14 protein-coding genes are annotated in these 23,478 nt (G+C 46.2%); 7 read left to right on the top strand and 7 right to left on the bottom strand.

Annotated features, from left to right (window positions below; all coding sequences use genetic code 11):
- Positions 1–15 precede the first annotated feature (15 nt).
- On the top strand, positions 16–2,511 hold the full coding sequence (locus GKS34_RS14875) for a hypothetical protein (protein ID WP_163385777.1): 2,496 nt from the start codon (positions 16–18) through the stop codon (positions 2,509–2,511).
- 402 nt (positions 2,512–2,913) lie between these two features.
- On the opposite strand, the gene GKS34_RS14870 is transcribed toward GKS34_RS14875, so the two are convergent.
- The 3 genes from GKS34_RS14870 to GKS34_RS14860 all read right to left on the bottom strand — a co-directional run bounded on the left by GKS34_RS14870 (position 2,914) and on the right by GKS34_RS14860 (position 6,618).
- The gene (locus GKS34_RS14870; protein ID WP_163385775.1) at positions 2,914–4,059 is read right to left on the bottom strand and encodes a glycoside hydrolase family protein; all 1,146 of its coding nucleotides are present in this window, start codon (positions 4,057–4,059) and stop codon (positions 2,914–2,916) included.
- Between the two features lie 333 nt (positions 4,060–4,392).
- The gene (locus GKS34_RS14865) at positions 4,393–5,073 is read right to left on the bottom strand and encodes a porin family protein (RefSeq protein WP_163385773.1); all 681 of its coding nucleotides are present in this window, start codon (positions 5,071–5,073) and stop codon (positions 4,393–4,395) included.
- A 210-nt stretch (positions 5,074–5,283) separates the two neighbouring features.
- Positions 5,284–6,618, bottom strand: coding sequence for a sulfatase-like hydrolase/transferase (locus tag GKS34_RS14860; RefSeq protein WP_163385771.1), 1,335 nt, complete (start codon positions 6,616–6,618; stop codon positions 5,284–5,286).
- Positions 6,619–7,261: 643 nt separating this feature from the next.
- Here GKS34_RS14860 and GKS34_RS14855 point away from each other — a divergent pair.
- The 3 genes from GKS34_RS14855 to GKS34_RS14845 are packed head-to-tail and all read left to right on the top strand — an operon-like array spanning position 7,262 to position 12,206.
- Positions 7,262–10,363 (top strand): SusC/RagA family TonB-linked outer membrane protein, encoded by a 3,102-nt coding sequence (locus tag GKS34_RS14855; protein WP_163385769.1) that lies wholly within the window; start codon positions 7,262–7,264, stop codon positions 10,361–10,363.
- An 8-nt stretch (positions 10,364–10,371) separates the two neighbouring features.
- Positions 10,372–11,805, top strand: coding sequence for a RagB/SusD family nutrient uptake outer membrane protein (locus GKS34_RS14850; RefSeq protein ID WP_163385767.1), 1,434 nt, complete (start codon positions 10,372–10,374; stop codon positions 11,803–11,805).
- Complete coding sequence (locus GKS34_RS14845) at positions 11,805–12,206, top strand: glycoside hydrolase family 25 domain-containing protein (RefSeq protein ID WP_163385765.1); 402 nt, start codon at positions 11,805–11,807, stop codon at positions 12,204–12,206. The genes GKS34_RS14850 and GKS34_RS14845 overlap by 1 nt, the downstream gene beginning before the upstream one ends.
- On the opposite strand, the gene GKS34_RS14840 is transcribed toward GKS34_RS14845, so the two are convergent.
- Positions 12,185–15,682, bottom strand: coding sequence for a VCBS repeat-containing protein (locus GKS34_RS14840; protein ID WP_163385763.1), 3,498 nt, complete (start codon positions 15,680–15,682; stop codon positions 12,185–12,187). The genes GKS34_RS14845 and GKS34_RS14840 overlap by 22 nt on opposite strands.
- 212 nt (positions 15,683–15,894) lie before the next feature.
- On the opposite strand from GKS34_RS14840, the gene GKS34_RS14835 reads away from it, so the two are divergent.
- On the top strand, positions 15,895–17,217 hold the full coding sequence (locus GKS34_RS14835; RefSeq protein WP_163385760.1) for a PQQ-dependent sugar dehydrogenase: 1,323 nt from the start codon (positions 15,895–15,897) through the stop codon (positions 17,215–17,217).
- A gap of 301 nt (positions 17,218–17,518) precedes the next feature.
- On the top strand, positions 17,519–18,709 hold the full coding sequence (locus GKS34_RS14830; protein ID WP_163385758.1) for a PQQ-dependent sugar dehydrogenase: 1,191 nt from the start codon (positions 17,519–17,521) through the stop codon (positions 18,707–18,709).
- Positions 18,710–18,873: 164 nt separating this feature from the next.
- Here the strand turns inward: GKS34_RS14830 and GKS34_RS14825 are convergent, their stop codons facing one another.
- Entirely contained in the window at positions 18,874–19,239 is a 366-nt protein-coding gene (locus tag GKS34_RS14825; RefSeq protein WP_163385756.1) for a DUF2200 domain-containing protein, read from the bottom strand.
- A 165-nt stretch (positions 19,240–19,404) separates the two neighbouring features.
- Between GKS34_RS14825 and GKS34_RS14820 the strand changes: the two genes are divergently transcribed.
- Complete coding sequence (locus GKS34_RS14820; RefSeq protein WP_163385754.1) at positions 19,405–21,258, top strand: serine hydrolase domain-containing protein; 1,854 nt, start codon at positions 19,405–19,407, stop codon at positions 21,256–21,258.
- A 323-nt stretch (positions 21,259–21,581) separates the two neighbouring features.
- Here GKS34_RS14820 and GKS34_RS14815 read toward each other — a convergent pair whose 3' ends face one another.
- Complete coding sequence (locus GKS34_RS14815) at positions 21,582–23,093, bottom strand: TonB family protein (RefSeq protein ID WP_163385752.1); 1,512 nt, start codon at positions 23,091–23,093, stop codon at positions 21,582–21,584.
- Positions 23,090–23,461, bottom strand: a complete 372-nt coding sequence (locus tag GKS34_RS14810) for a BlaI/MecI/CopY family transcriptional regulator (protein ID WP_163385750.1) — start codon at positions 23,459–23,461, stop codon at positions 23,090–23,092. Before GKS34_RS14810 ends, GKS34_RS14815 begins: the two co-directional genes overlap by 4 nt.
- Positions 23,462–23,478 lie beyond the last annotated feature (17 nt).

Here is a 23,478-nt window from a genome sequence, read left to right as displayed (position 1 = left end):
GCATCGAAGGAAGAAATGACTTTGATAGAGGCTCGTGCTCGGGGACTTGATCTTTGTTCCAGATGTCCGGATAAGATACTTCCGGTAGAGAGTCAGGATCTTCCTGATTCCTGGGTGAACCCTGCACCAAAAGAGATACTCACAAGCACTTTCGAACCAAGCCCTCTAAAGCCATTGGTCTCGATGGGCCCGGACGGAAATCTTGTTTACAATTTCTACAGCGACAAGGGTGACCGTGTTCTGGACTGGTCTTATTGCGGTTATAAACAGAGTGAAGTTCCTATTCCCGATGTACCGGTCAGGAAAATCCTGTCGCCGCTCATGGGCGAAACCAGTCGGGACGGTAATATGGCCTATCCCAGCGGCCCTGACAGTCGCGATGAGATTCAGGCAGCTTTAAATAAAGTTTCAGGCTTGACATCCGATGCCGACGGCGTCAAAGGTGCGGTCCTACTCAAAGCCGGTACTTACTATGTCAATGGTAGCTTACATATTCCATCCGGGGTAGTCCTTCGCGGTGAAGGTAACGATGAAAACGGCACCACGCTCATCCTGCGAAACACAAGTGGGATCAGGAATGCCATTGAATTTGGGGAGGGAGGCATCGAACAATTTGGGGAAGGTACCGTCAGGATCGCAGGCAACTATCTACCATCGGGCAGCTATGAGGTTTCAGTAACGGATGCCAGCTCGTTTAAACCCGGCGACTTCGTTTTCGTCAGAAAGACCGTCAATAAAAAGTGGGTCGAAGACCTTGGCATGGGAGAGCGTCTTCAGCACATTCGGGGTGGCGAAGAAGGATTGAAGAAAAATCCCTGGCAGCCAAAGTCCTACCAATTTATGCACCTTCGACAAATCGCAAAGGTGAACGGTAACAAGATCACCCTTGACGTAATGATGCCACAGTCGATCGCAAAAGAACATGGCGGCGGAGAGGTTTTTAAAGCAGATTTGGCTTCCCTAGCGACCCATTCAGGAGTGGAGTCACTTCGTTTGGTTTCCAACTACGACACTTCGGCGGTGGATACGGGTAAAGATGCTAACTTCCTGAATTTCAGAACCGCGATCTCTGTCAGCAATGCGATGGACAGCTGGGTGCGGAATGTGACCGTGAAACACCTGCAATTTGCAGCGGTGTCAATAGGAGACGGCTCGCGTCAAATTACCGTTCGGGATTGCAAGTACCTTGAGCCGGTGGGCCCAAACCGTGGAGGCTTTCGTTACGCCTACAATATCGGTGGTGGAACCGGCCATCTGGTTTATAACTGTTATTCAGAGGATGCACGCCACGATTTCGCGGGGGGGTCGCGGACCATGGGTCCTTTTGCCTTTGTGAATTCCACCGCTGTCCGCGGCGGACAATCTGAGCCACATCACCGCTGGGGCACGGGCTTTCTCTTCGATAACATCACAACGAAAGATGGGAGCATTGCTGCGATCAATCGGGGGGATTCCGGTACTGGCCATGGCTGGGCTGCGGCCAATACGATGATTTGGAATTGTGATGCACCCAATATCGTAGTCTTTGACCCTGAAACAGAGGGAGAAAATAACTTTGCGATAGGCTATAGTGGTGATGAAAAGGAAGGCTTCGATCACAAGGGAATCATGTATTCCAACAATCGTTCAGGCTACTGGGGCACACCTCAGGAAGGTAAGTTTTATGGCTACGCGTTGATGGGCAGTGGCTATATCGAAAGCCCGGACGCACCGGTCGAACCGAAAAGCTTGTTCGTTCAGCAGCTGATCGACCGTATCGGACGGGAGCAGGCGATGCGCGTACTGGAAGGCAAGGAAGATGAAAATAAGATCCTTTTTGAAGATCCGATGACCGGGAACTGGAGGGAAAACTGGTTCCTCGATGGGAAAAAAGCCACCCTCCGCAATACAAAAGAGGGCCTGTTTTTCTCCGCCGGCACGGTAACCAAGAGCGATGATTCCCTGGAATACCATGCCCATCACGCGGTGCTTTGGACCCGAAAGGAGTTTGGGGGTGATATCAGAATCAGCTATGAAATGACCCGGATCGACGGTAGCGACTATGGCACCACCCTGCTCTATATTCAGGCTCAAGGAATTGGTACTCCCCCCTATGTGGAGGATATTTCCGCCTGGAATGACCTTCGTGAAATTCCCGATATGGGAATCTACTTTACCTATATGGACCTGCTTAGCCTCAGTTTCCGTGAAAACCTTCGTTGCAAGCGGTATCCGTGGCGGGATGAAAAGCTGGAATGGTATCCGGGAAAAGGACTGATCGAACCAATGGTGGACTACGGAAAAATCCTGCCAGGAAAAACCTACCTGGTGGAGGTAGAAAAGCGGGCGGCTTCGCTGCGGCTCCGGTTGGTAGAGAAGGTGAGTGGTAAAATCATGATTGACCATACCTGGAACACAGACAACATAGCCAATGGTATCGAGCCCATACATATTCAAAAGGGCCGCATCGGCCTGCGTCACATGTCTACACGACAATTCACCTACCGGAATTTCAAGGTTGAAGGGCTGTGAACGCTGAATGATTTCTTTCATTCAAATTGGCGTATCAGGAAGAAATGAACAGCTTGTGATTTGCAGGTATTTTTTTCATAAAATCAAGAACAAAAAAAAATCTCAGTCAGCATCATGCCTGGCACGTTTTCTATCGGGTATAATGTGGGTGTAGGCAGCGTTAAATCAAAATCGAAAGCAGCGGGCTACTTTAAATTTGATCTGCTCTGGCCCCTGCTGATTAGCTATCTGATGAACTGGTATCCCCGGCGGGTGTAGTACCCACTACACCCTTCTATTAAGAACATTTTTTACCAACGCAATCGCCAGAAGGCCAGTTGCAATGGACAAACACGAATTAGAAAAAGAAAGATTCAGCCCAAACGACCGCCCCACATACATTGACAAACGATTGCCACACCTTCAGCTTTCCGGCTCCCAACGCAACCGGCACATCTGTGTACCTAAGGCCGGGTCATGATTAGAAGAAAGGTAAGTTTCACCGTTCACCTCGTAAATTTCCGGAGCGGCGCAGGGAATTTGTCCCAGGTATTTATGCGCGGCGGACGCATCTTCCCTGCCAAAATCCAGGGGATCTTCGCTGCGGAACACATGGGTAATTGCTTGTACATAGTTTTGGGTCCGGAAAAGGTAAAAATAGCCCTCCCGGTACACCACGTGTGGGCATTCGATTTCCCACCAATTGCTGCCGTATTGCCTTGCCCGGTGTACCAGTTGGTAGTTGGACCAGTGGAGCAGGTCCCGTGAAGTACGCACAAACATCCCGCCTTTTTCCGGATCCCCGTCCTCCAGGCCGGTATAGTACAGGTGCCAAAGACCATCTATCTTGATCAGGCAGGGATCTCGAGCCTCTCCCGGACCGGTAAATGCCCGGCTTAACCCGTCATCAAAAGCATGCCTGTTCCAGGTGAGCCCGTCGGGGGAAGTCATGATGCAAATCTGGCATTCGGTGTCAAAGCTTTCGTTACGGGTTTTTCCCCGGGCTGGAACGCCTTCCCGGTTTCTTCCGGTGCTGTGGCCGCCATAAAACATATAGTACAAGCCGTTTTCTTTGACGAAAAAAGGGGATTGGATCCACTCTTCGTTTCCCCATCCGTTGATGCTCTCGCCAAAAGCCTCGTTTGCCCGGATAAACTCGCCGGTGTCTTCCCAGGGACTATCCGTCAGGTTTTTGGCTTTCCAATGGTACAGGATTCTTCCCCATCCGGTATGGCGGATGCAACCCCACAGGTGCCAACATCCATCGTTTGCCTGGAAAATATGGTGATCAACGGATTCGTAGTTTAGGAGCTTTCCGTCATCGCCCATTTTGATAGGGATTGTATGGCTTCCCTGTGCTGGGGGAGGACCAATCAACCACCAGTCTTCGTCCAATACTGGCTTGAGTTTGGTTTTGCTAAGGGGCGTAGCAGATGTTTTGGATACCATCTCTATCAAACTGTTACCTGGCAACAAACCGAACGTTCCGCAATACAAACTGCTTTTCAAAAAGCTCCTTCGATTGGTGGGCTTTAGTTTTGGCAGGATGGGTTGATTCTTTTTTTTCACGGAAATCGAAAAAGGGTATCTTATAGCTAATTTCGTACCCTTTGCAGGGGATACGAGTCTGTATTGAGAACCAATTTACAACATGTATTCGTGTTTTTCCTATTTCCAGCGGATGCATTTTGGATGGTTTCCTTCACATGGGCTCCTGAAACCAAAAGAATCAATTAGAAGAAAAGTGGCTCGAGTGGACAGAATCGTTCGGAATTCTATTGGATAATCAGCTTTTGAAGTTCTGATATTTTCATGAATTAAACAGGGTTGGGTTACAAAAAGGCATAAAAAAAACCATGCTTTCCAAGAAAAGCATGGTTAAAGAAAAGAAAGAAATTTGAATTAAAAACCGAAACCTAAGTAGATTTGACCCACTCCATTTTTGGAGTTGTCAGTTAGGTTTCCGGCCAGGCCATCATTTCCGACCTGCCTAAGACCATAATTATATCGCGCTCCCACGTTGACATTCTTGATATCAAATCCAACGCCTACTACCAGACCGTAATCAATCTTGTTAAAGTCATCTGTTTCCAATTCACGAATCTCGGTTGGACTAGACTCAGAAGATTTCCAATTATTTACATTGGCAGAAAGTAAGTAACTAAGGTATGGACCTGCATGAATATTCAAAGGCCCCACATTTACCGCTAATGCGATGGGAACCTGTATGTAATTCAGATTGAACCGGATCTCTCCGCTTTCAATTCCAAAAACGCTTTCGAAATCGGAACCCCCGTACGAAATTTTGGAACCCATGTTGGTATACAATACCTCTGGCTGTACAGCAACGAAACTATTAATAGGAATTTTTCCAAATACACCAAAGTGAATACCAGCCTTCATGTTTTCGTCTTCAACATTGGGTTGATCTACATAAAGCTGGGAAAGGTTCAGCCCTCCCTTGATACCAAACTTTGGTCCTGGATTATTGCTTTGCGCGGAAGTGGTGGTGATACCAGCCAGGAAGGTCAAAAAGACCAGTAACATGGTGGTATAGATGCGAATATGTGCTAAATGTTTCATGATTGTGGTTCGTTATAATAATTATAAGGTTTATTAACAAGACAAATTTACCACTTATTTTTATTCAAATATTATAATTTAAAACAATAATATTATATATTTTTTTGGTTAAGGATTCTTTTAGTTTAAATCCTCATCTTACGGAATTTAAAATGAGTTTTAAAGGAAGATACAGATGTTGTTTTCCTCTTTTCTTAGGAATAAAAAGAATTAATCCCGGTCCGATTTCTGGTAACTTTCCAGCAAAGTCATCAAGCTTTTAACTTTATTTGGATGCTGTTTGGACTGGTCCTGTGTTTCCCGGAAATCATCTTTCAACTGATACAATTCCGTTCGGCCATCCTCTCGTACCACTAATTTCCAGTCACCCTGTCGTACGGCAGAAGCTCCCTTTATTTTCCAGTAAAACGAACGGGCGGTTGCCGGTCTTGTTTGTGGGTTTTGCAGGTACGTCCAGACAGACTCTCCATCCAATTGATTTGCCTCCTGAGTGGTGGTTCCGGAAATTTCCAACAAGGTGGGTAGCCAATCACTCATGTGGATAGGGACACTGATTTTTCCGGAAGGGAGTCGTCCTTCCCAGTTAATGATACCGGGAACACGGATTCCCCCTTCGTATAAGTCTCCCTTCCATCCCCTAAGTGGAAAATTATTTCCCAATACGACGTGGGGTTTATCAGCATATTTTCCCCGGTATTGGTCGGTGCTGCTCCAGCTTTTTTGACCGCCGTTATCGCTGAGAAACAGGATCACGGTATTCTCCCGTTGGCCGGTTTCTTCCAGGGCCTGTAGGATTTTACCGATTCCTTCGTCCAGGTGAGAAACACTGGCAGCAAATAATTTTCGGGACGGATGCATCTGTGGTCGATCGTCGTAAAGGGAAAGGTACTTTTTGGGCTCATCGAGGGGATAGTGTGGTACGTGGTGAGCCAGGTACAGAAAAAAGGGTTTTTCACGTGGCTCGCGGATTATGGCGACAGCTTCAGCCGTTAATAGATCCGTTACGTGTCCTTCCTCCTCCAGGTAATGATCGTTTCTATGCCAGGATTTCCGGTCAGTTTGTGCGGTTTCTGTTTTGTATTCGTGGGTATAAGGGTCAATCTGGCCATCAAAATATCCGTAGGATTGATCAAATCGATATTTCAACGGGGTATAAGGAGGAGAACCCATGTGCCATTTCCCTACAATAGCTGTAAAATACCCCGCTTCCTGCAAAAGGGAAGGCAAGGTGGGTGCTCCCAGGTCAATCACTTCTCCATAAGCAGGGGCCAGAACGCCAAATCTGCTGGGGAATTTTCCTGTCATCAGGCTGACGCGGGTAGGTGTGCAGGTAGGCATCACATAAAACTGCTCCAGGATTTTACCATTTCGGGCCAGGCGGTCAATGTTTGGCGTGAGGATTTCCGATCCCTGGTACCCCACATCGGACCAACCCAGATCGTCCGGGACGATCACCAGGATGTTGGGGCCCTGGTTGGTTTGTGCTTCGGTAGTGTTTACGATCAAAAAAAGAAGAAAGGGGAATATCGAGAATAGGTGTATCATTTTTGGGTAAGTGCTTGTTGTTTTATACAAAGTAAGAAAATTATACAGAATACGCCTCAATATAACGGGAATGGTTGTTGGTCAACGTTTTTAAGTGGATGGTCATGTATTTTTTTTATGCTACGAATAGCAAGGAGGCTTTTTATTCTATAAAAAGTAATTTTTCTGGTTGAGGCATCGGGCATAGCCGGGTCTGCTGGGATTTGGCGCATACAATTTTATTCAATTATAAATTCTATAGTTTTCCTAGTTATATAATTTAACATAATTATCAAGAAATATATTTTTGATTAATTAACTATTAAATTTCAATATTCATTTGAATAAATCACTATTTTTTCCAAAATTTAATAGTTGATTTACCGCTGTATAAAAAGTTTTATGAAGGGTGGTTTTTTGCTGATATGGAACTTGAAATAGCATTTGTTTCAGTACCTATAGGTGCCATAAAACTTTTTTTAGAGAAATAGAGATTAACTCCCCAATACCGGCAAGCAAAACCAACTGCCGTGTTGCAAGGACCGAATGCATTGACCCAAATCAAAACCTGGCGTTGTACAAGAATATTACCCTATTAAACCAGGATCTAATTATAAATAGATCCAAGATTTAATCTGTTTTACTACATAATTTTAAAACTTTCATGAACGAAAAATTACCAATTAAACGGGTAACGAGAAATTTCCTGTTTGTATTTCAGGTCCTGGCCCTGTTGGCAGTCTTCCTTCCCGGAATTTCGCGTGCGAATGAAATCCGCGAAAACTTATGGGACGTGACCATTCGGGGTACTGTTTTGGACGAAAGTGGGCAACCCATGCCCGGGGCTACGATAACCGTGGCAGGAAGCAATACCGGAACGGTTTCCGACATTGACGGGAACTTCTCCCTTACCGTTCCCGATCAGGCGAGCATTGTCGTGTCCTTTATTGGCTATACTACCCAAACCATTGAGGTTGGTAACCAGACGGTATTTAACATCCAAATGGCTGCCGATGAAACTTCTTTGAGTGAGGTTTTGGTGGTGGGCTATGGAACTCAGGAAAAACGGGATGTTACGGGGGCCGTATCCTCAATTAAAGGCAGTAATATACAGAATTTACCTGTCTCAGGTGCGGCTCAGGCCTTGCAAGGCAGAGCAGCTGGAGTCAATGTGGTTCGAAATGGAGGAGCTCCCGGGAATCAGGGGTCCATCCGGATCAGGGGAACAGGCACCCTGAACAATGCAGACCCCCTGATAATCATAGACGGTGTACCAGGAGGGAATCTAAACGATGTAAACCCTAACAACATCGAATCCATCGAGGTATTGAAAGATGCTTCCGCTTCTGCCATTTATGGAACACGAGCTGCCAACGGAGTGATAATCGTAACCACCAAAAGAGGAGACTTTGACCAACCCTTGAAATTTGAATTGAACGGCTATACCGGGGTTTCCAATGCCATCAAAACCATTGACGTACTGGAAGCGCCTGATCTGGCACTGTTAAAGCGGGAACGCTATACCAATGACGGCCTGGCCATCAACCCCATCTGGGAAAACCCAGCCTATCAGACCCAACAAACGAACTGGCAGGAAGAATTGCTGGGACAGGGTAGCACCCGAAACATGGACCTGACCTTGACCGGAGGAAATAAAAATTCATCGTTTATGCTATCGGGCGGTTATTTTGATGAAAAGGGAATGATTACCAATTCCAATTTTCGTCGGCTTAGTTTTCGTTTAAACTCCGATCACAAGATCAGCGATCGTTTTAGGATTGGCCAAAACCTGCAATTGGTGTCCATAGATCAGGTAAGTCCCAATACTTTATCGGCCCAAACCGGCGTTTTGTGGAGTGCCATCCGGTTTCATCCAGGATTGCCGGTCCGCAATGCGGATGGTAGCTATAGTTCTTCCCAGATCTCCGGGGAATTTGGGGATATCAACAACCCCATTTTTACGCAGGAAACGCAGGACAATAACAACACCAGCCACAAATTGCTTGGTAATATTCAGGCGGAATATGAGATACTGGAAGGGCTGAAATTCAGAGCAAATTTTGGTTTGGAGGGAGCCATTAGTGATGGCTATAATTTTGACATTATCGTTAATGATCAAATCCGGGCTAGTCCGCGCAATAGCTTGTCTAGAAGTTATAATGAATATTATTCCTTACTCGCTGAATATTTTGTTTCCTATGACAAGGTATTTGACGATCTGCACAAAGTGAATTTTGTAGGAGGGTACACCACGCAAACTTTCAACTCAGATGGATTTAATGCCAGCAAACTCGATTTTATCGATGAGTCCTTTGACCAACGGTTCTTAGACGTGGGGCAAACCCTGAACTCCATCGGAGGCGGCAAATCCTATGATGCGCTGGCCTCTTATTTTGGCCGGGTAGCTTACGATTATGACGAAAGGTACCTGCTTACGGCTACCTTCAGAAGCGACGGATCCTCCAAATTTGCACCGGGGAACAGATGGGGTTATTTCCCAGCTTTTTCACTTGGTTGGCGGATTTCGGAGGAAGATTTCTTCCAGAACATGGGTTTTATTTCCAATCTTAAACTTACCGGAGGCTGGGGAAGTCTCGGAAACCAAAATGTACCGGGCTTACAGTATTTGGCGCTTATCAGCTCCGGCAGGAGGTATTCCTTTGGGGGTAACCAAACCGTGGGCGCCGCCCAAACCCGAATCCCGAATCTGAACATTACCTGGGAATCTGCCCAAATGACCAACTTCGGTCTGGATATTGGTTTTCTGGAAAACCGTTTATTGGCCAACTTTAATTACTTCATTAAGGACACCAAGGACATGCTGATCGCTCCCCCTACCATTGGTAGTATTGGCACGGCTCAGATACCGAACCAAAACATCGGGGAACTGCGGAACCAGGGATTGGAAGTGGAATTGTTATTTCGGGAAAGCAAAGGAGAGTTGTTTTATTCCGTCAGTGGAAATGCTTCCTTTATAAAAAATGAGGTTACCCAACTGGCCGATGGTAATTTTATCGGTTCACGACTATACGGTCGGTCTAGCCAGGAATTGTCACGAACTTATGAAGGGTATCCTATTGCCAGCTTTTACGGATGGCGTGCAGACGGCATTTACCAGACCGACGAGGCCATTCAAAACGATCCCAATATTGCCAACGATCCCCGAAGAGCCGGAGGATTGATACAGCCAGGTGACGTTCGGTTTATTGACCTGAATGATGATGGTCTGATTGATGAAAGTGACCGTGAAGTTATTGGTAACCCGCATCCCAAGGTGGTGTATGGATTGAATGCAGAACTGGGATACGGCAATTTTGACCTTAGTTTGTTCTTTTTGGGCAATGCTGGTTTTGATATTTACAATGCCGACCGAATGCAGGGCATCGACCCCACATACCCGTTTAACATGTATGCTGAAACGTTGAATCGCTGGAATGGGCAGAGAAGCAGCAACGAAATTCCACGGATGACGACCAAGCGGGACAATCTCAATCACCGTACTTCAGATCTGTTTTTAGAAAAAGGTGATTTCTTCCGGCTCAAAAACCTGGTAGTAGGGTATACCTTGCCTGAAATGCTTACCTCCAGACTAGGGGTATCCAAAGCGAGGTTTTACGTCACCGGTCAGAACGTTTTTATCCTGACCGGATACTCTGGAATGGATCCTGAATTGGGATACACGGACGGAAATCTACAGTTGAATGCAGATTTTGCTCAATATCCTCAAGCCAGAAGCTGGACGATTGGAACTACCATAACCTTTTAAGTGAAGCCATGAAAAATTCGATAGTTTACCTCCTTCTTTCTTTTATGCTGTTCGCAGCATGCGACGATAACATACTCGAAACGGTTCCTTACGGACAGTCCACCTCTTCTCAATTCTGGAGAAATGGCGATGATGCCGTAGCAGCAGCCAATGCCATGTACGAGCCTCTGGTCGTCGAAGATTTCTACGGCCATGCGGAACATACCTTTGACATCCCCTCAGACGATCAATACCGGGCAGGAGATCATGGGGAAGACCAGGCCATTGAGTCTTTTACCTTTGATGCCGGAAATCCCCAGTTATTTTACAGCTGGCGGCACAAATACGAGGTAATATCCAGGGCCAATGCCGTGTTGATCAATGTGCCGGACATATCCATGGATCAAAATCTGAAAAACCGCACCCTTGGTGAAGCTCATTTTCTAAGAGGCTTTATGTACTGGCGCTTTTTGGTGATTTATGGCGGCGTACCGTTGATTCTAGAGGAGGATGTCCTGGCAAATGAATACAACAAAGAAAGAGCGAGCATGGAAGAGATGCATGCTCAAATTACCGCAGATTTGCTAGCTGCAGCCGAGTTGTTGCCGGAAACCCATGCTGCAGCCGATTTGGGCAGACCGCATAAGGGATCGGCGCGAGGTTTGCTGGCAAAATTGTATTTATATCAGGAAGATTTCGCCAAAGCCATCGAATATGGGCAACAGGTGTTAAATGGCCCTTATCCTCTGGCAGAAGATTTTGCCGATAATTTCAGGGTGGAAACCCAGAATAACCCCGAGATGCTTTTTGCCATTCAAAGCTTACAGGGCTGGCAGGAAAATACACACGTGATTTATACCACCCCGCGACCTTGGGGAGGATGGGATTTTCACGAACCGGTGCAGGACTTGATCGATGAATTTGAGGAGGGGGATCCCCGCCTGGATTACACCGTTTATCAGCCGGGAGACATGGTGGATTTAGGTGGCGACAGAGGCGTGACCCCTTATACAGAAGATTTGTCCTCTACGGGATACCATTTCAGAAAATACAGCTCCTGGCGGCCACAGGGGGGTCTGAACATGAGTCACAATAGCCCCATTTTGCGTACCGCAGATGTCTACCTGATCGTAGCGGAGGCAAAAATCCGGGCGGGACAAAATGGCGATGCAGAGATCAACGCGGTTCGCGAACGGTCCGGAAGAGCTCCATTGACCGATGCTACCATGGAAGACCTTATCCACGAAAGAAGGGTGGAGCTGGCTGGTGAAAATCAACGGCACCAGGACCTGATTCGCTGGGATAAAGCGGGACTGGTAGACATTGTGGCGCTTTACCAAAAGGACCTGGGGCCGCTGAAACCCCCCAGAACGTTTGAAAGACCCAAGCACTACCTGTTTGCCATTCCCCAAAGAGAAATTGATCTTAGCAACGGTGTTTTATCTCAAAACCCGGGGTATTAATGAAGAAAATCACAATTTTCCTACTCTTTTGCGCAGCGATGCTTGGTGCTTGCAGACGTACCACGGAGCAACAATTGCTGGGGAAATGGAAATTAGATTCCGCTTATTACCACTACAATCAGTTTGGCTTTAGCAGTGGGGGCTGGCATCAGGAGGAGGTGTATGAATTTCTTCCATCTGGCGAAACAAGGACGATTGCCCAGAACAGTATCCTTTCCAATGATTATGAAATCAAGGATAGCCAGCTAAGCTATTTTGATGAGGAAGGAGTGCTGATCAATACCTATGAAATCCTACTTGTGGACGGTGATCAACTGGTGCTAAGGGCAGAGAAGCAGCCCCTGTTTAAAGGGAACAATCAAAACCGGTTCGAGGTACGCTATTTTTCCAAATTGGATTGAATGGGATAGGAATCCAACTGGTTTCCGTCTAAATCAAAATAGTCAATACGAAGTAAATCTTTTTCAAAAATGATTCTATTGGGTTGCTGGGTCAGGTATCCAGCTCCCCAATAGAATTCTTTTTTTCGGACTTTTCCGGATCGGTAATGAAGCTCTACAAAAGCTGTGTTTTCTACCTCGGGTGGTGAAAAATGAGCAGGCGTAACGGGAAAGAGGTTAAGCCATTCCATAGCTTGGTTATTCTTCAGAGCAACCGCCAGCGTTTGACCGCTGTTCTGCAGGGTGGCATGGGTTAAACCACGTTGATCCCCGGATAGCCAGGGATTCTGTTCTGGTACTATAAATGTACCAGCGTCACCTCCCTGTAGCATCAAGCCGTAAGACGCATCGTAGGGGCCATTGATTGCTTCGCCAGAGAAATTGTTTCCCGTCAGAAAAAGGTCCGTTCGTCCGTCTCCATTGAAATCCTCCGCCAAAGCTCCGTACACGGGAGCAAGCTGGGCTTCGTTTGGAAGTGGGGTGATCTGGAATCCAGTCTCGGTATTCATCAGAATGACCGATGCAAATTGCTCCGCGGATAAGTGGCTTGGTGCTTTCTCATTGGTAGATCCGATAAGGGAAGCCATATCCGCCAGGGCATAATCCTGGTATCTTGGGTACCGTTTTTTTAAGGAAGGTATCTGCTGGAAAAGATCATCCCGAGGATGCAGGGGAACCCTTTTCCCATCCCTTACATGCGAAATAATAGCCTCCATACTGCCATTGGTGTCAAAATCGGCCCAATGAATTTGAAGCGGTGCTTCCTTACAGGTTCGGTAGCGGCTGTTCAAGCCCAGGTTGCCTAGCACATAATCCGTCCGTCCGTCCCGATTTAAGTCGGCTCCGATGATGCTATTCCACCATCCGGAACTGCCTGCTAATCCGGGAAGGCCTTCTTTTAGTACGAGCTTTCCTTCTTGGTTTTCGAATAAGGTAATTTCCATCCATTCACCTACCACCCACAAGTCCGGCCAGCCATCGTTATTGTAATCGGACCAGAGGGCAGCTGTAACCATTCCTATTGTCCCCAATTCTGGAGCAACTTCCTGTATCACATTGGAAAATTTACCGCCTTCATTCATTAAAAGCTGTGACGTTCCGTGAAGGGGGTACTCATTGGGTGCCAATCTTCCTCCAATGAATAAGTCCACATCCCCGTCTTTATCAAAATCTCCGGCAATCACACAAGAACCACTTACCCGGTTTTCAGGGAGTGCATCCTCTGAACGGATCAGGTTTCCATTTCCTGAATTCAGGTAAAGCCGGTCCTGATAATAAGTTGACTCCGGTTGGAATTCATTTCCTCCTGATACCACATACAGGTCCTGGTCGCCATCGCCATCGGCATCAAAAAAGAGCGCTCCCATATCTTCGTAATCGGCGTCCTCATCGGGTAGGGACTCCATCGTAAAACTGCCATCGGAATTTTGGATAAATAACTGTCCGGACTGCCCATGGGCACCGGAGAAAAACAGGTCTTCCCTTCCGTCTCCATTAAGGTCGCCTACCGCTGCCCCTGGTCCTAACTGGGAATGCTTGTGTGGCAACAAAGGCTGAAGGTTGAAATCAGCATAATATTTTTCAGCATGGGTAAAAAGGGGAGGGTCTGGCGCCGTCTTTTCCTTGATTTCCGAGGCATCCGATTTTTTACCAGCCACCCTTTCCCCAGAACTATTTTGATTTATTTCCAAGGTTTGGTCAGCTGAAATATCCCGGAATCGGCTGCTTTCTCCATCCGGCCAAACCACCAGCAGGGAATCTATCTTGTCGGAATTTCCCAGTCCAAAATGAATTGTTTCGGACACCGAAGACTGATAGCCCCGACTCAGGTAATGTTCGTGGAATTGCTGAATGGAGTCCGTCCACAGATATACCTTGGCCCCTATGGCCTGCAGGTTAGGAAACTTGCCCTTCAGTTCGACCTGCAGGTAATGTGCCTTTTGCTTACGGGAGTTGTTCTTATAAACCGACGCGGTTGCATAGGTATTGTTGATAATCAAATCCAAGGCGCCATCTCCGTCCAGATCGGCAAAGGCCGCACCGCTGGAGTAGGAGGGGAGGTCTATGCCCCAGTCCCTGCTGACGTCCTTGAAGGTAAGATCCTTTTGGTTTCGGAATACAAAATTAGGGATGTGCGCTCCTTCCAGGTTTTTGAGCGCTTCACTCACCTGCCTGCTGTTGAGTCGGGAAAAACCTGAGCGGTAGTCCACAAAATCCCGGTTGGTGATATCTCTGGGATATCCGTTGGTGATCAGTAAGTCTTTCCAACCGTCGTTATCCAAATCCATCCAAAGCGGTGCCCAGCTCCAGTCCGTGGCACTGACACCTGCCATATAAGCGATGTCTGAAAATAATGGCAAATTCTCCCCGCTTTTTCCGCGGTTTAGCTGCAGCGTGTTGCGCATCAACTGCGGCTCATACCCGCTCTTGAGTTCGGATAGGTACCGATCGTTACCGGTTTTTCCAAACATTAATTTTTGCCGGTAGGAGTCGGGGGGCAACATGTCCACGCTGATGATATCGGGCAGACCATCGTTATTAAAATCGGCGATGTCGTTGCCCATGGCGGAATAACTGGTATGGGGAAAGACCTTTCCGGCTACATTTTCAAAGGTACCGTCTTGTTGGTTGAGGTAGAGCAGGTCGTTGGAAAGGTAGTCGTTGCTGACATAAATGTCCGGCCATGAGTCCTGATTGATGTCGGTGATGGCGACACCCAAGCCGTAGCCTTCGATGGTAATGCCTGCCTCGGTGGAAATGTCGGTAAAGGTTTGGTCCCCATTATTTCGATAAAGCTTATCTGTATTGAGCATTTCTCCATGGATGCGCTTGGGTCGAATGATATTGGGACCCGTTTCATCGGTCATGTTGTTTAGCAGGTACAGGTCCAGGTCCCCATCCCGGTCAAAATCAAAAAAGGCAGCCTGGGTGCTAAAGCCCTTGTCTGCCAGGCCATAGCTGGCGGCCATTTCTATAAAAGTCAGGTCACCCTGGTTGATGTACAATTCATTCGCCCGTTGAGGAGCACCATAAGGGCCCGAAAAGCAAATGTAGATGTCCCGGTGTCCGTCTTGATTGATATCAATAATGCTGACCCCGGTGGCCCATTTTCCATGGGTAGCTATACCGGACCTTGCCGTTATGTTTTCAAAGGTAAAATCCCCGGTATTGATATAGATCTCCGAGTTCCCCATGTTGGAGGTAAAGAAGAGATCGTCCAGCCCGTCCCCATTAAAATCCGCCACGGCCACACCGGCGCCGTTGTAGAAATACTCGAACGTAAGGATGTTCATAAACTCGTCTTCGAGCAACGTATTTTGAAAGTCGATGCCGGATTTATCGGAAGGTATTTTTGAGAGCAGGGCAGGTTCCTGGCAGGCAGACCAAAAAAACAGGGCGATAATTGCCGGTATCGTACTTGCTAAAGGTAGCTTCATGGAGAAAATGATAATTTAGCCCTAATATGGAAATTAAAGATACAGGATTTGGCAAGTGATTGATATGCAGGTCGGTTAATTTTTTGTGAATTCACCTACCCGAAGAAAGTTTTGGTGATTGGAGACGAGAAGTCTTCAGGCTATAATATTTGTTGTTAAGGGGTATTAGCTGTATATTTAAGTTCATTCCAAACCAAAAACCAATAAAAACCATGAATTATACCCATTACTTGTCCACTGCCTTGATTGCGGTGATGCTTGTGGCAGCTTGTAGCAGCCCAACAGAACAATCGGAAGAAATTACACCTTATTTTACCGCCGATGAGGATAACGGTGGATTGAATTTGGGTCCCGGACTACAGGCCTATGTGGTCGCAGAAGACCTGGGTCGGGGACGTCACCTTGCCGTCAATGAAAATGGAGACATTTACATGAACCTCCGGGAAGCCACCGAAGAAGGAGGTATCGTTGCGCTGAGAGATACCGACGGAGATGGTCGGGCAGACGACATTCAATACTTTGGTGATTTTGGGGGAACGGGTATGGCCTTTTACGAGGACCACCTCTATGCTTCCAATGACAGTACCGTTTTCCGTTTCACCTTTTCGGGTGACAACCTGGTTCCAGACAATGCCGCGGCTCCGGATACCATCGTTTCTGGCTTTCCAGTCCAAACTTCCCATGCGGTGAAGCCGTTTACCTTTGACGATCAGGGCTATATGTACGTTAATGTCGGCGCACCTTCCAACGCCTGTCAGGAACAGGACCGTACTCAAGGCTCTCCCGCAATGGATCCTTGTCCGCTATTAGAGCGGCACGGTGGCATTTGGCGCTTTGACGCCGAAGAAACGGGACAAACGCAGCTTGAAGATGGATACCGGTTTTCCACGGGCATCCGAAATGCCGTGGCGCTGGACTATAATTCCGCAGATGGCCATGTATATGTTGTTCAACATGGCCGGGACATGTTACACGGCCTGTTCCCTGATATGTATACCGAAGAGGAAAGTGCCGAGCAGCCAGCGGAAGAAATGTTTCGCTTAAGTGATGGTGCGAATTTTGGCTGGCCGTATTGCTATTACGACCCTTCTCAGGATAAAAGGGTAACCGCTCCCGAATACGGCGGAGACCGGGAGCAAGCCGAGCGCTGCGAAGGTACCGAAGGGCCTGTAATGACTTTCCCTGCCCATTGGGCACCAAATGACCTGCTATTTTATACAGGTGATCAGTTGCCGGAAAGTTACAAAGGCACTGCCCTGGTAGCCTTTCACGGGTCATGGAACCGGGCTCCTCTGGAGCAAAAGGGGTATTTTGTGGCTGCTGTACCGTTTGAGAATGGTGCGCCCACTGGAACCCACGAGACTTTTGCAGAAGGTTTTGCAGGAGTAGAAACCATTGAGGCACCCAGCGATGCCGAGCATCGGCCCACCGGTCTGGCACAGGCTCCGGATGGCACGGTGTTGATTTCTGACTCGGTTAGTGGTAAAATCTGGCGTGTGTTTTATCAGGAAGATGAGGCAGTAGCTATGAAATAGCACTTGATTTTTGTACATTTTACCATTAGATAATAGAGCTGGTTGCCAAAACGGAGACCGGCTCTTTTTTTAATTTATCAATGCTCCTGCGTTTTTAGACATGTCCAAAGGGGTACCTACCATGGCAACGAACGCGTATCTTTTTTTCATTACGGAATGGACTTTCCGGAGTAAAATCGATTAGCAATCATGCAGGGAGCATATCTGTGTTCACCGTATTCCAAATATTTTCTACGTTATTTACCCCTTGGCCTATTTTTTGCGATGATATTAACTAAGAAATATCTTAATTTTATAATCCATGAAGCATTTAATCCCATTTTCTTATTTTTATTTATTTTTGTGTTTGTTTGGTACTAGTAGTTGTGAAATACAGGAGACGGATCCGCAGTCTGGAGAAATAAAGACGCTGCAATTGGTGAAAGCTTTTCCAAATCTCGATTTTAACCGACCCCTGGATATACAACATGCCGGAGATGGATCTGAAAGGCTTTTTGTGGCCGAGCAAAGTGGCATCATTACGGTATTCCCCAATCAAACCTCCATAAAAGAAAAAAGAACATTTTTAAATCTTGAAAATCGGGTAAAAGATACCGGAAATGAGGAGGGGTTATTGGGACTTGCCTTTCACCCACAATACGAATCGAATGGGATTTTTTATGTGAATTATACTGCCTCGAATCCGTCCAGAACTGTCATTTCCAGCTTTCAGGTTTCTCCTTCCGATCCCAATATAGCTGATTTGGAAAGCGAAACGGTACTTCTGGAGATAGAACAGCCCTTTACCAATCATAATGGAGGTCAGCTTGCATTTGGACCGGACGAGCTTTTGTATATATCAGTTGGTGATGGGGGTTCCGGAGGGGATCCTCAAGGTAACGGGCAAAACCTGGAGACACTATTGGGTTCTATATTGAGAATTGATGTAAATGGGTCGGCGAATGGGATGAATTATTCCATCCCGGAGGATAATCCATTTGCAGGCAATGAAGAAGGTTTACGGGAAGAAATTTTCGCTTATGGATTAAGGAATGTCTGGAAGTTCAGTTTTGACGAGGAAACCAATGTATTGTGGGCGGCAGATGTTGGACAAAATCGCTTTGAAGAGATTAACTGGATAGAAAGTGGAGAAAACTATGGATGGAATACGATGGAGGGGACGGAATGCTTCGAACCTTCCTCGGGTTGTGATAGGGACGGGCTGGTGCTCCCAATTTGGGTATATGATCACAATAACGGAGATGCCTCCGTCACCGGGGGGTACGTGTACAGAGGAACTTCCGTACCTGAACTGGTCGGACAATATATCTACGCTGATTTTATTTCGGGACGCATCTGGGCAATGGATTTTTCTACGGTTAATGATCCGGTCAACACTGAGTTGCTGAAGGCACCTTTTCCAGTAGCTGCCTTTGGACTGGACGAGGAAAATGAGCTGTTAATCTGTGGATTTGATGGGAAAATATATTCCTTGGCTTATCAGGAAGAATAACCCCTTAAACCCTTGAGTTTTTCCCGAAGGAAGGTTTTATTTATGCAGGCTCCGGCATACTGGGTTTGGGAAACCCCAACGGTCAGGGATATTCGCGACGATTTTGTACGCGTGCTCTTAGAAACTTAGGAGGAACTTCATGCCACAATTAAACCAATTTACCCTTAATCTTTCCGCAAAATCTTCTCCATTTTCCGGCCTTTCGCCAGTTCATCCACCAGCTTATCCAGGTATCTGACTTTCTGTGTCAACGGATTCTCGATATCTTCAATACGATAACCACATATCAGACCAGTTATCAGCTTTGCATTCGGATTTAATTTGGCTTGCTGAAAGAAGGATTCAAAGGTGACCTTTTTTTCAATAAGCTCATTCAGCTTTCCGCTATCGAAGCCTGTCAGCCATTCAATTACCTGATGCAATTCTTCCTTTGTTCGGCCCTTCTTCTCGATTTTTTTTAGGTAATGGGGGTAAACTGTAGCGAAGGTCATCGTTGCCATTCGCTCATCGTGTTTTTCACTGGTAGTCATAACTTGTATTTTTGTAAACGATTCCGCGCCATTCTTTTTAGTTTGCCTTTTGCGTCGCCCATATAAAAATACGGTTCCTCCACGGATAATCACAAATAAACTTTTAATTTAGGAACTAAAATTCCCCTGAAAATTTGTTATTTTCCTTCCTCCAAATTTGTAGCCATGAATCCTTTCAAAAAATACTTCTCCATTCTATTTTTCACCGTAGTTTCCTATCTTTCCCATGCCCAGGTACTTCCGGGACCAAGGCTCATTGTCAGGGGGGACGACATGGGCTCTTCCCGTTCTTCCAATCTTGCCAGTATCGAGACTTTCGTCAACGGGATCGAAACATCCATAGAAGTGATGGCAGTGGCTCCCTGGTTTCCGGACGCAGCACAAATGTTACGGGAAAATACGGGCATTGAGGTGGGACTTCACCTGGCCATCACCAGTGAATGGGATGGCGTCAAATGGAGACCATTAACAGATTGCCCCAGCCTTACCGATGACGATGGTTATTTTTTACCGATGATAGGCCCGAATAAAAATTATCCGGGATTGGCCATCACTGAAAACCAATGGAAATTGGAGGAAGTAGAGAAGGAATTTCGGGCTCAGATTGAGTATGCATTAAAGCATGTCCCCCAAATCAACCATCTTTCCGGGCATATGGGATCCACCGGGTTTCATCCCGATGTGGCCGAAATGGTAACGAAGCTGGCATCCGAATACGATCTGCTGCTGCTCAGCCGGGATGTCCTTCAGGATCTGGATATTGTAGGGGTTAGGTATCATGGGCCAAAGGGAACCTTTGAAGAAAAGGAGGCTTCCTTTATCCGCATGTTGGGAAATCTTGAGGCAGGTAAAGCTTACCAGTTTGTGGACCATCCCGCCTATGACAATCTGGAAATGCAAGGGGTTAGCCATATTGGATATGAGGATGTGGCTGAAGATCGGCAAGGTGTTACCGATACATGGACCAGTGAAAAGGTCAAAGAAGCAGTTGTAAACAATGGGATTGAACTGGTCAATTTCAGCACCATAGCCAAAGCCCTGCCCAGAAGTGATCCTGAGAGAGAAAATATAAATCCCATGGCCATAACCGAATACCTTGAAGCAGTCAAGGATAACGAGCAGGACCTTCACAGCCTGATGATCGTGAGAAACGGAAAAGTGGCCTATGAACAGTGGTTTGGCGAAAATGCAGCCAACAAGACCCATGTTTTGTTTTCTGTCAGTAAGACGTTCACTTCAACAGCGATTGGATTTGCCATTCAAGAAGGACTTTTGGATGTTTCCGATAAGGTCATCTCCTTTTTTCCGGATAAACTACCAAAAGAAAGCAGTTCCAATCTTCAGGCGCTGGAAATCCGGCATTTGCTTACCATGACCGTAGGCCACGACGTGGATCCGACAGGGGTATTGCGGGATAGCAGCGATTTGGATTGGGTAGAAGCATTTTTGGATTTTCCTATCGAACATGAGCCTGGCGAACAGTTTGTTTACAACAGCCTTGCCACTTATATGCTATCTGCCATTCTTTCCAAAGTGACCGGAGAACGGCTTTTAGACTACCTGCAGCCCAGGCTTTTCAGGCCTTTGGGAATAACAGGAGCCACTTGGGAGGAAAGTCCTCAGGGAATAAATTTAGGTGGTTGGGGACTAAGTGTTAAAACTGAGGATATGGCAAAATTGGGCCTATTTTATCTACAAGAGGGACAATGGAACGGTAAACAGCTTCTTGCTGAATCCTGGTTTGATGAAGCAACTATTGGGCAGGTGCCTTCTTTGCCAGCAGGAGCAAGAAGGGAAAATTTGAAAGTGGATGCCAGCGATTCCGATTGGTTGCAAGGCTATGGCTACCAGCTTTGGCGCAGCCGCCACAATTCCTACCGCGCAGACGGTCGCAACGGGCAGTTTATCCTGATGCTTCCTGAAAAGAATGCCGTAATAGTAACCACCGCTAATATTCCTAATATGCAAGCAGAGCTCAATCTGATTTGGGAGCATTTGCTTCCGGCCTTTGAGGAGTAGGTTTTCTTTAAAAGATACCTATCAATTGGGAAAACATTTTCTGATCAGAAAGAAGGTTTATATACCTATGAAATAGGTGGTAAAAAAACACAAAAGTGGAAATTTATAAAAAAAATATCCTAAACCACATAGGAAATATAGAACATATAGTTTTATAGAGTGGTTGGGGCAGCTTTTTTTAAGTAAAGAACTGCTATGTGAACTACCCAAATAGGTGGTTTAAAAAAAATCAACTTAAGATTGTCCTTGGTGAATCATGAATTGTTGGAGTTTGAGCTTTCTATGGTTCCGGACGAATGTCTTTAGAAACCAGGTTCTAGGTTTTAATTACCTTTTAAACTTACACTTTCATACCCCACAAAACTGATAACAATACGCTCAGAGGGACTGGTTTTAATGCTAAACTTCCCGTTTATATCCGTCACCGAACCTCTATTAGTGTCCATTACCACGATATTGGCACCTGGAAGGCCATTCCCTTCCGGATCCCGAACGGATCCCGACCAGAGACCATCGGCATATTCTGCATCTACTTTCAGCGCGCCGTTCCTTTGATCAACCTCTCCTACGGAAAAAATCCCTGAAGGAAGCTTGTCGCTATCTGGTTTGTTAAGACTAAAACGGATCGGCAATACCATGCGTACTCTAACGGGACTTCCTCTTTGCTTTCCTGGATCAAAAGCAGGTGAATTCTTTATTACCCTAACTGCCTCCGCGTCACAGCCAGCCCCAATCCCGTGGATAGCAAACACGTTAGATAGTGAACCGTCTTTTTCTACCACAAACTGGATCTCAACCTGTCCTTCTATGCCTTTCTGTCTGGCTTCCAATGGATAGCGTAATTCGTTTTCCACATAATTGTAAAAGGCTTCCATCCCTCCTTTGAAGGCTGGTTGTTGCTCTATCGGGGGAGGGGTCTGGTCCCATTGATACTGATCCTGTTTTTGGCCTGTAGAAGGGGTTTGCCTGGCGTTAATTTCCAATGAAAATCCGGCGATAATCAATGTGGTAAATAGGCTAAAACTCAAAACTCGTGACAGAATTCTATTTATAATTACGGGTTTGTTCATCATGATAAGTCGGTTTCTTAATGGTGAGGACGATAGGAAGCTGGTCCATATAGCTGGGTTATTTCTTTCGGAAAGCTCAAGCAAAAGCTTTTTATACTTTATGGGGTGGACTACCTGCTGTACTTCTTGATCTGCGAGGTATTCGTGGTTAAGGACCATGGCTCTTTTTACCAAATAAACCACCGGGTTGAACCAGCAAATAACAAGCAAAAACTCGATCCAAATAAGGTCCAAATGATGGTATTGTGCAACATGAACAGATTCATGCCTTATTATCATTTCCGTATTTTCGCTGCCTTCTCTGTAAGTCCTTGGATGCATAAAAATGTATTTACCGAAACTGAAGGGGGAGGCGGCTTTTTCTGTTAATATAAGCAATGCGCCTGGTAGGGAAAGAGCATCACTATTTTTTGTCATTTCGGTAAGGCGATGCATCGCTTTCAGCTTTAGAAAAAGTAGGATAAAGCATACGCTAACGTATCCGGTCAGAAACCAATGTAGGGGTGAGGTGACTTCCGGGCTGGGGTTGGGTTGGGAAATTACGGACGTTTGAGGTAGGTCATCGGTAAAAAATGCTATCTGTACGGGGCTTTCCTGGGGAAAAAATACAGGGAAGCTAAGAAAAGGTATAACCATGGCCGCTGGAATCAGAAATAGCAATATCCAGCGATTTAACCTGAATGTTTTCTCTTTAGCCAAAAAAACATGGAAGAGTAGCATCAGTATTGCCGAACATGCGATAACTTTCAAAATAATTTCCATCATTTTTTTCTCCTTTCTATTTCAGTTTCTACCAGTTTCTTTATTTCCTCCAACTCCGCCGTTGTCAGGTCCGCTTTTTTAGTAAAGAAGGACACAAACTGAAGTGGTGAGTCGGAGAAAAAATCCCTGATAATGGTTTTGACCTGTCCGGAAAAATAATCTGGTTTTTCCACCAAAGCATGGTACTGCCTGGAGTTTCCAAACAGCTTAAATCCCACATATCCTTTTTGCTGCATACGTTTAAGTAAGGTGGCCACCGTACTAGGGGCTGGTTTTGGTTCCGGATGGACTTCTAAAAGATCTTTCATAAACAAAGGCTGGTGGGACCAGATCAAGTCCATCAGTTTTTCCTCGGATTTAGATAACTTCATTCTACTAAATGTTATTA

It is taken from the genome of Cyclobacterium jeungdonense, assembly GCF_010994275.1.
GTDB classification, from domain to species: Bacteria; Bacteroidota; Bacteroidia; order Cytophagales; family Cyclobacteriaceae; genus Cyclobacterium; species Cyclobacterium jeungdonense.
The sequence above is the reverse complement of the archived record's forward strand: the minus strand, read 5'-3'. Positions and strand labels throughout refer to the sequence as shown.

Excerpts from the sequence above, each read along its gene's own strand:
- GKS34_RS14825 (WP_163385756.1), bottom strand. The coding sequence starts at position 19,239 with ATGACTACCAGTGAAAAACACGATGAGCGAATGGCAACGATGACCTTC.
- GKS34_RS14850 (WP_163385767.1), top strand. The coding sequence starts at position 10,372 with ATGAAAAATTCGATAGTTTACCTCCTTCTTTCTTTTATGCTGTTCGCA.
- GKS34_RS14815 (WP_163385752.1), bottom strand. The coding sequence starts at position 23,093 with ATGATGGAAATTATTTTGAAAGTTATCGCATGTTCGGCAATACTGATG.
- GKS34_RS14830 (WP_163385758.1), top strand. The coding sequence starts at position 17,519 with ATGAAGCATTTAATCCCATTTTCTTATTTTTATTTATTTTTGTGTTTG.
- GKS34_RS14820 (WP_163385754.1), top strand. The coding sequence starts at position 19,405 with ATGAATCCTTTCAAAAAATACTTCTCCATTCTATTTTTCACCGTAGTT.
- GKS34_RS14860 (WP_163385771.1), bottom strand. The coding sequence starts at position 6,618 with ATGATACACCTATTCTCGATATTCCCCTTTCTTCTTTTTTTGATCGTA.
- GKS34_RS14835 (WP_163385760.1), top strand. The coding sequence starts at position 15,895 with ATGAATTATACCCATTACTTGTCCACTGCCTTGATTGCGGTGATGCTT.
- GKS34_RS14810 (WP_163385750.1), bottom strand. The coding sequence starts at position 23,461 with ATGAAGTTATCTAAATCCGAGGAAAAACTGATGGACTTGATCTGGTCC.
- GKS34_RS14840 (WP_163385763.1), bottom strand. The coding sequence starts at position 15,682 with ATGAAGCTACCTTTAGCAAGTACGATACCGGCAATTATCGCCCTGTTT.
- GKS34_RS14855 (WP_163385769.1), top strand. The coding sequence starts at position 7,262 with ATGAACGAAAAATTACCAATTAAACGGGTAACGAGAAATTTCCTGTTT.
- GKS34_RS14845 (WP_163385765.1), top strand. The coding sequence starts at position 11,805 with ATGAAGAAAATCACAATTTTCCTACTCTTTTGCGCAGCGATGCTTGGT.
- GKS34_RS14865 (WP_163385773.1), bottom strand. The coding sequence starts at position 5,073 with ATGAAACATTTAGCACATATTCGCATCTATACCACCATGTTACTGGTC.
- GKS34_RS14875 (WP_163385777.1), top strand. The coding sequence starts at position 16 with ATGACTTTGATAGAGGCTCGTGCTCGGGGACTTGATCTTTGTTCCAGA.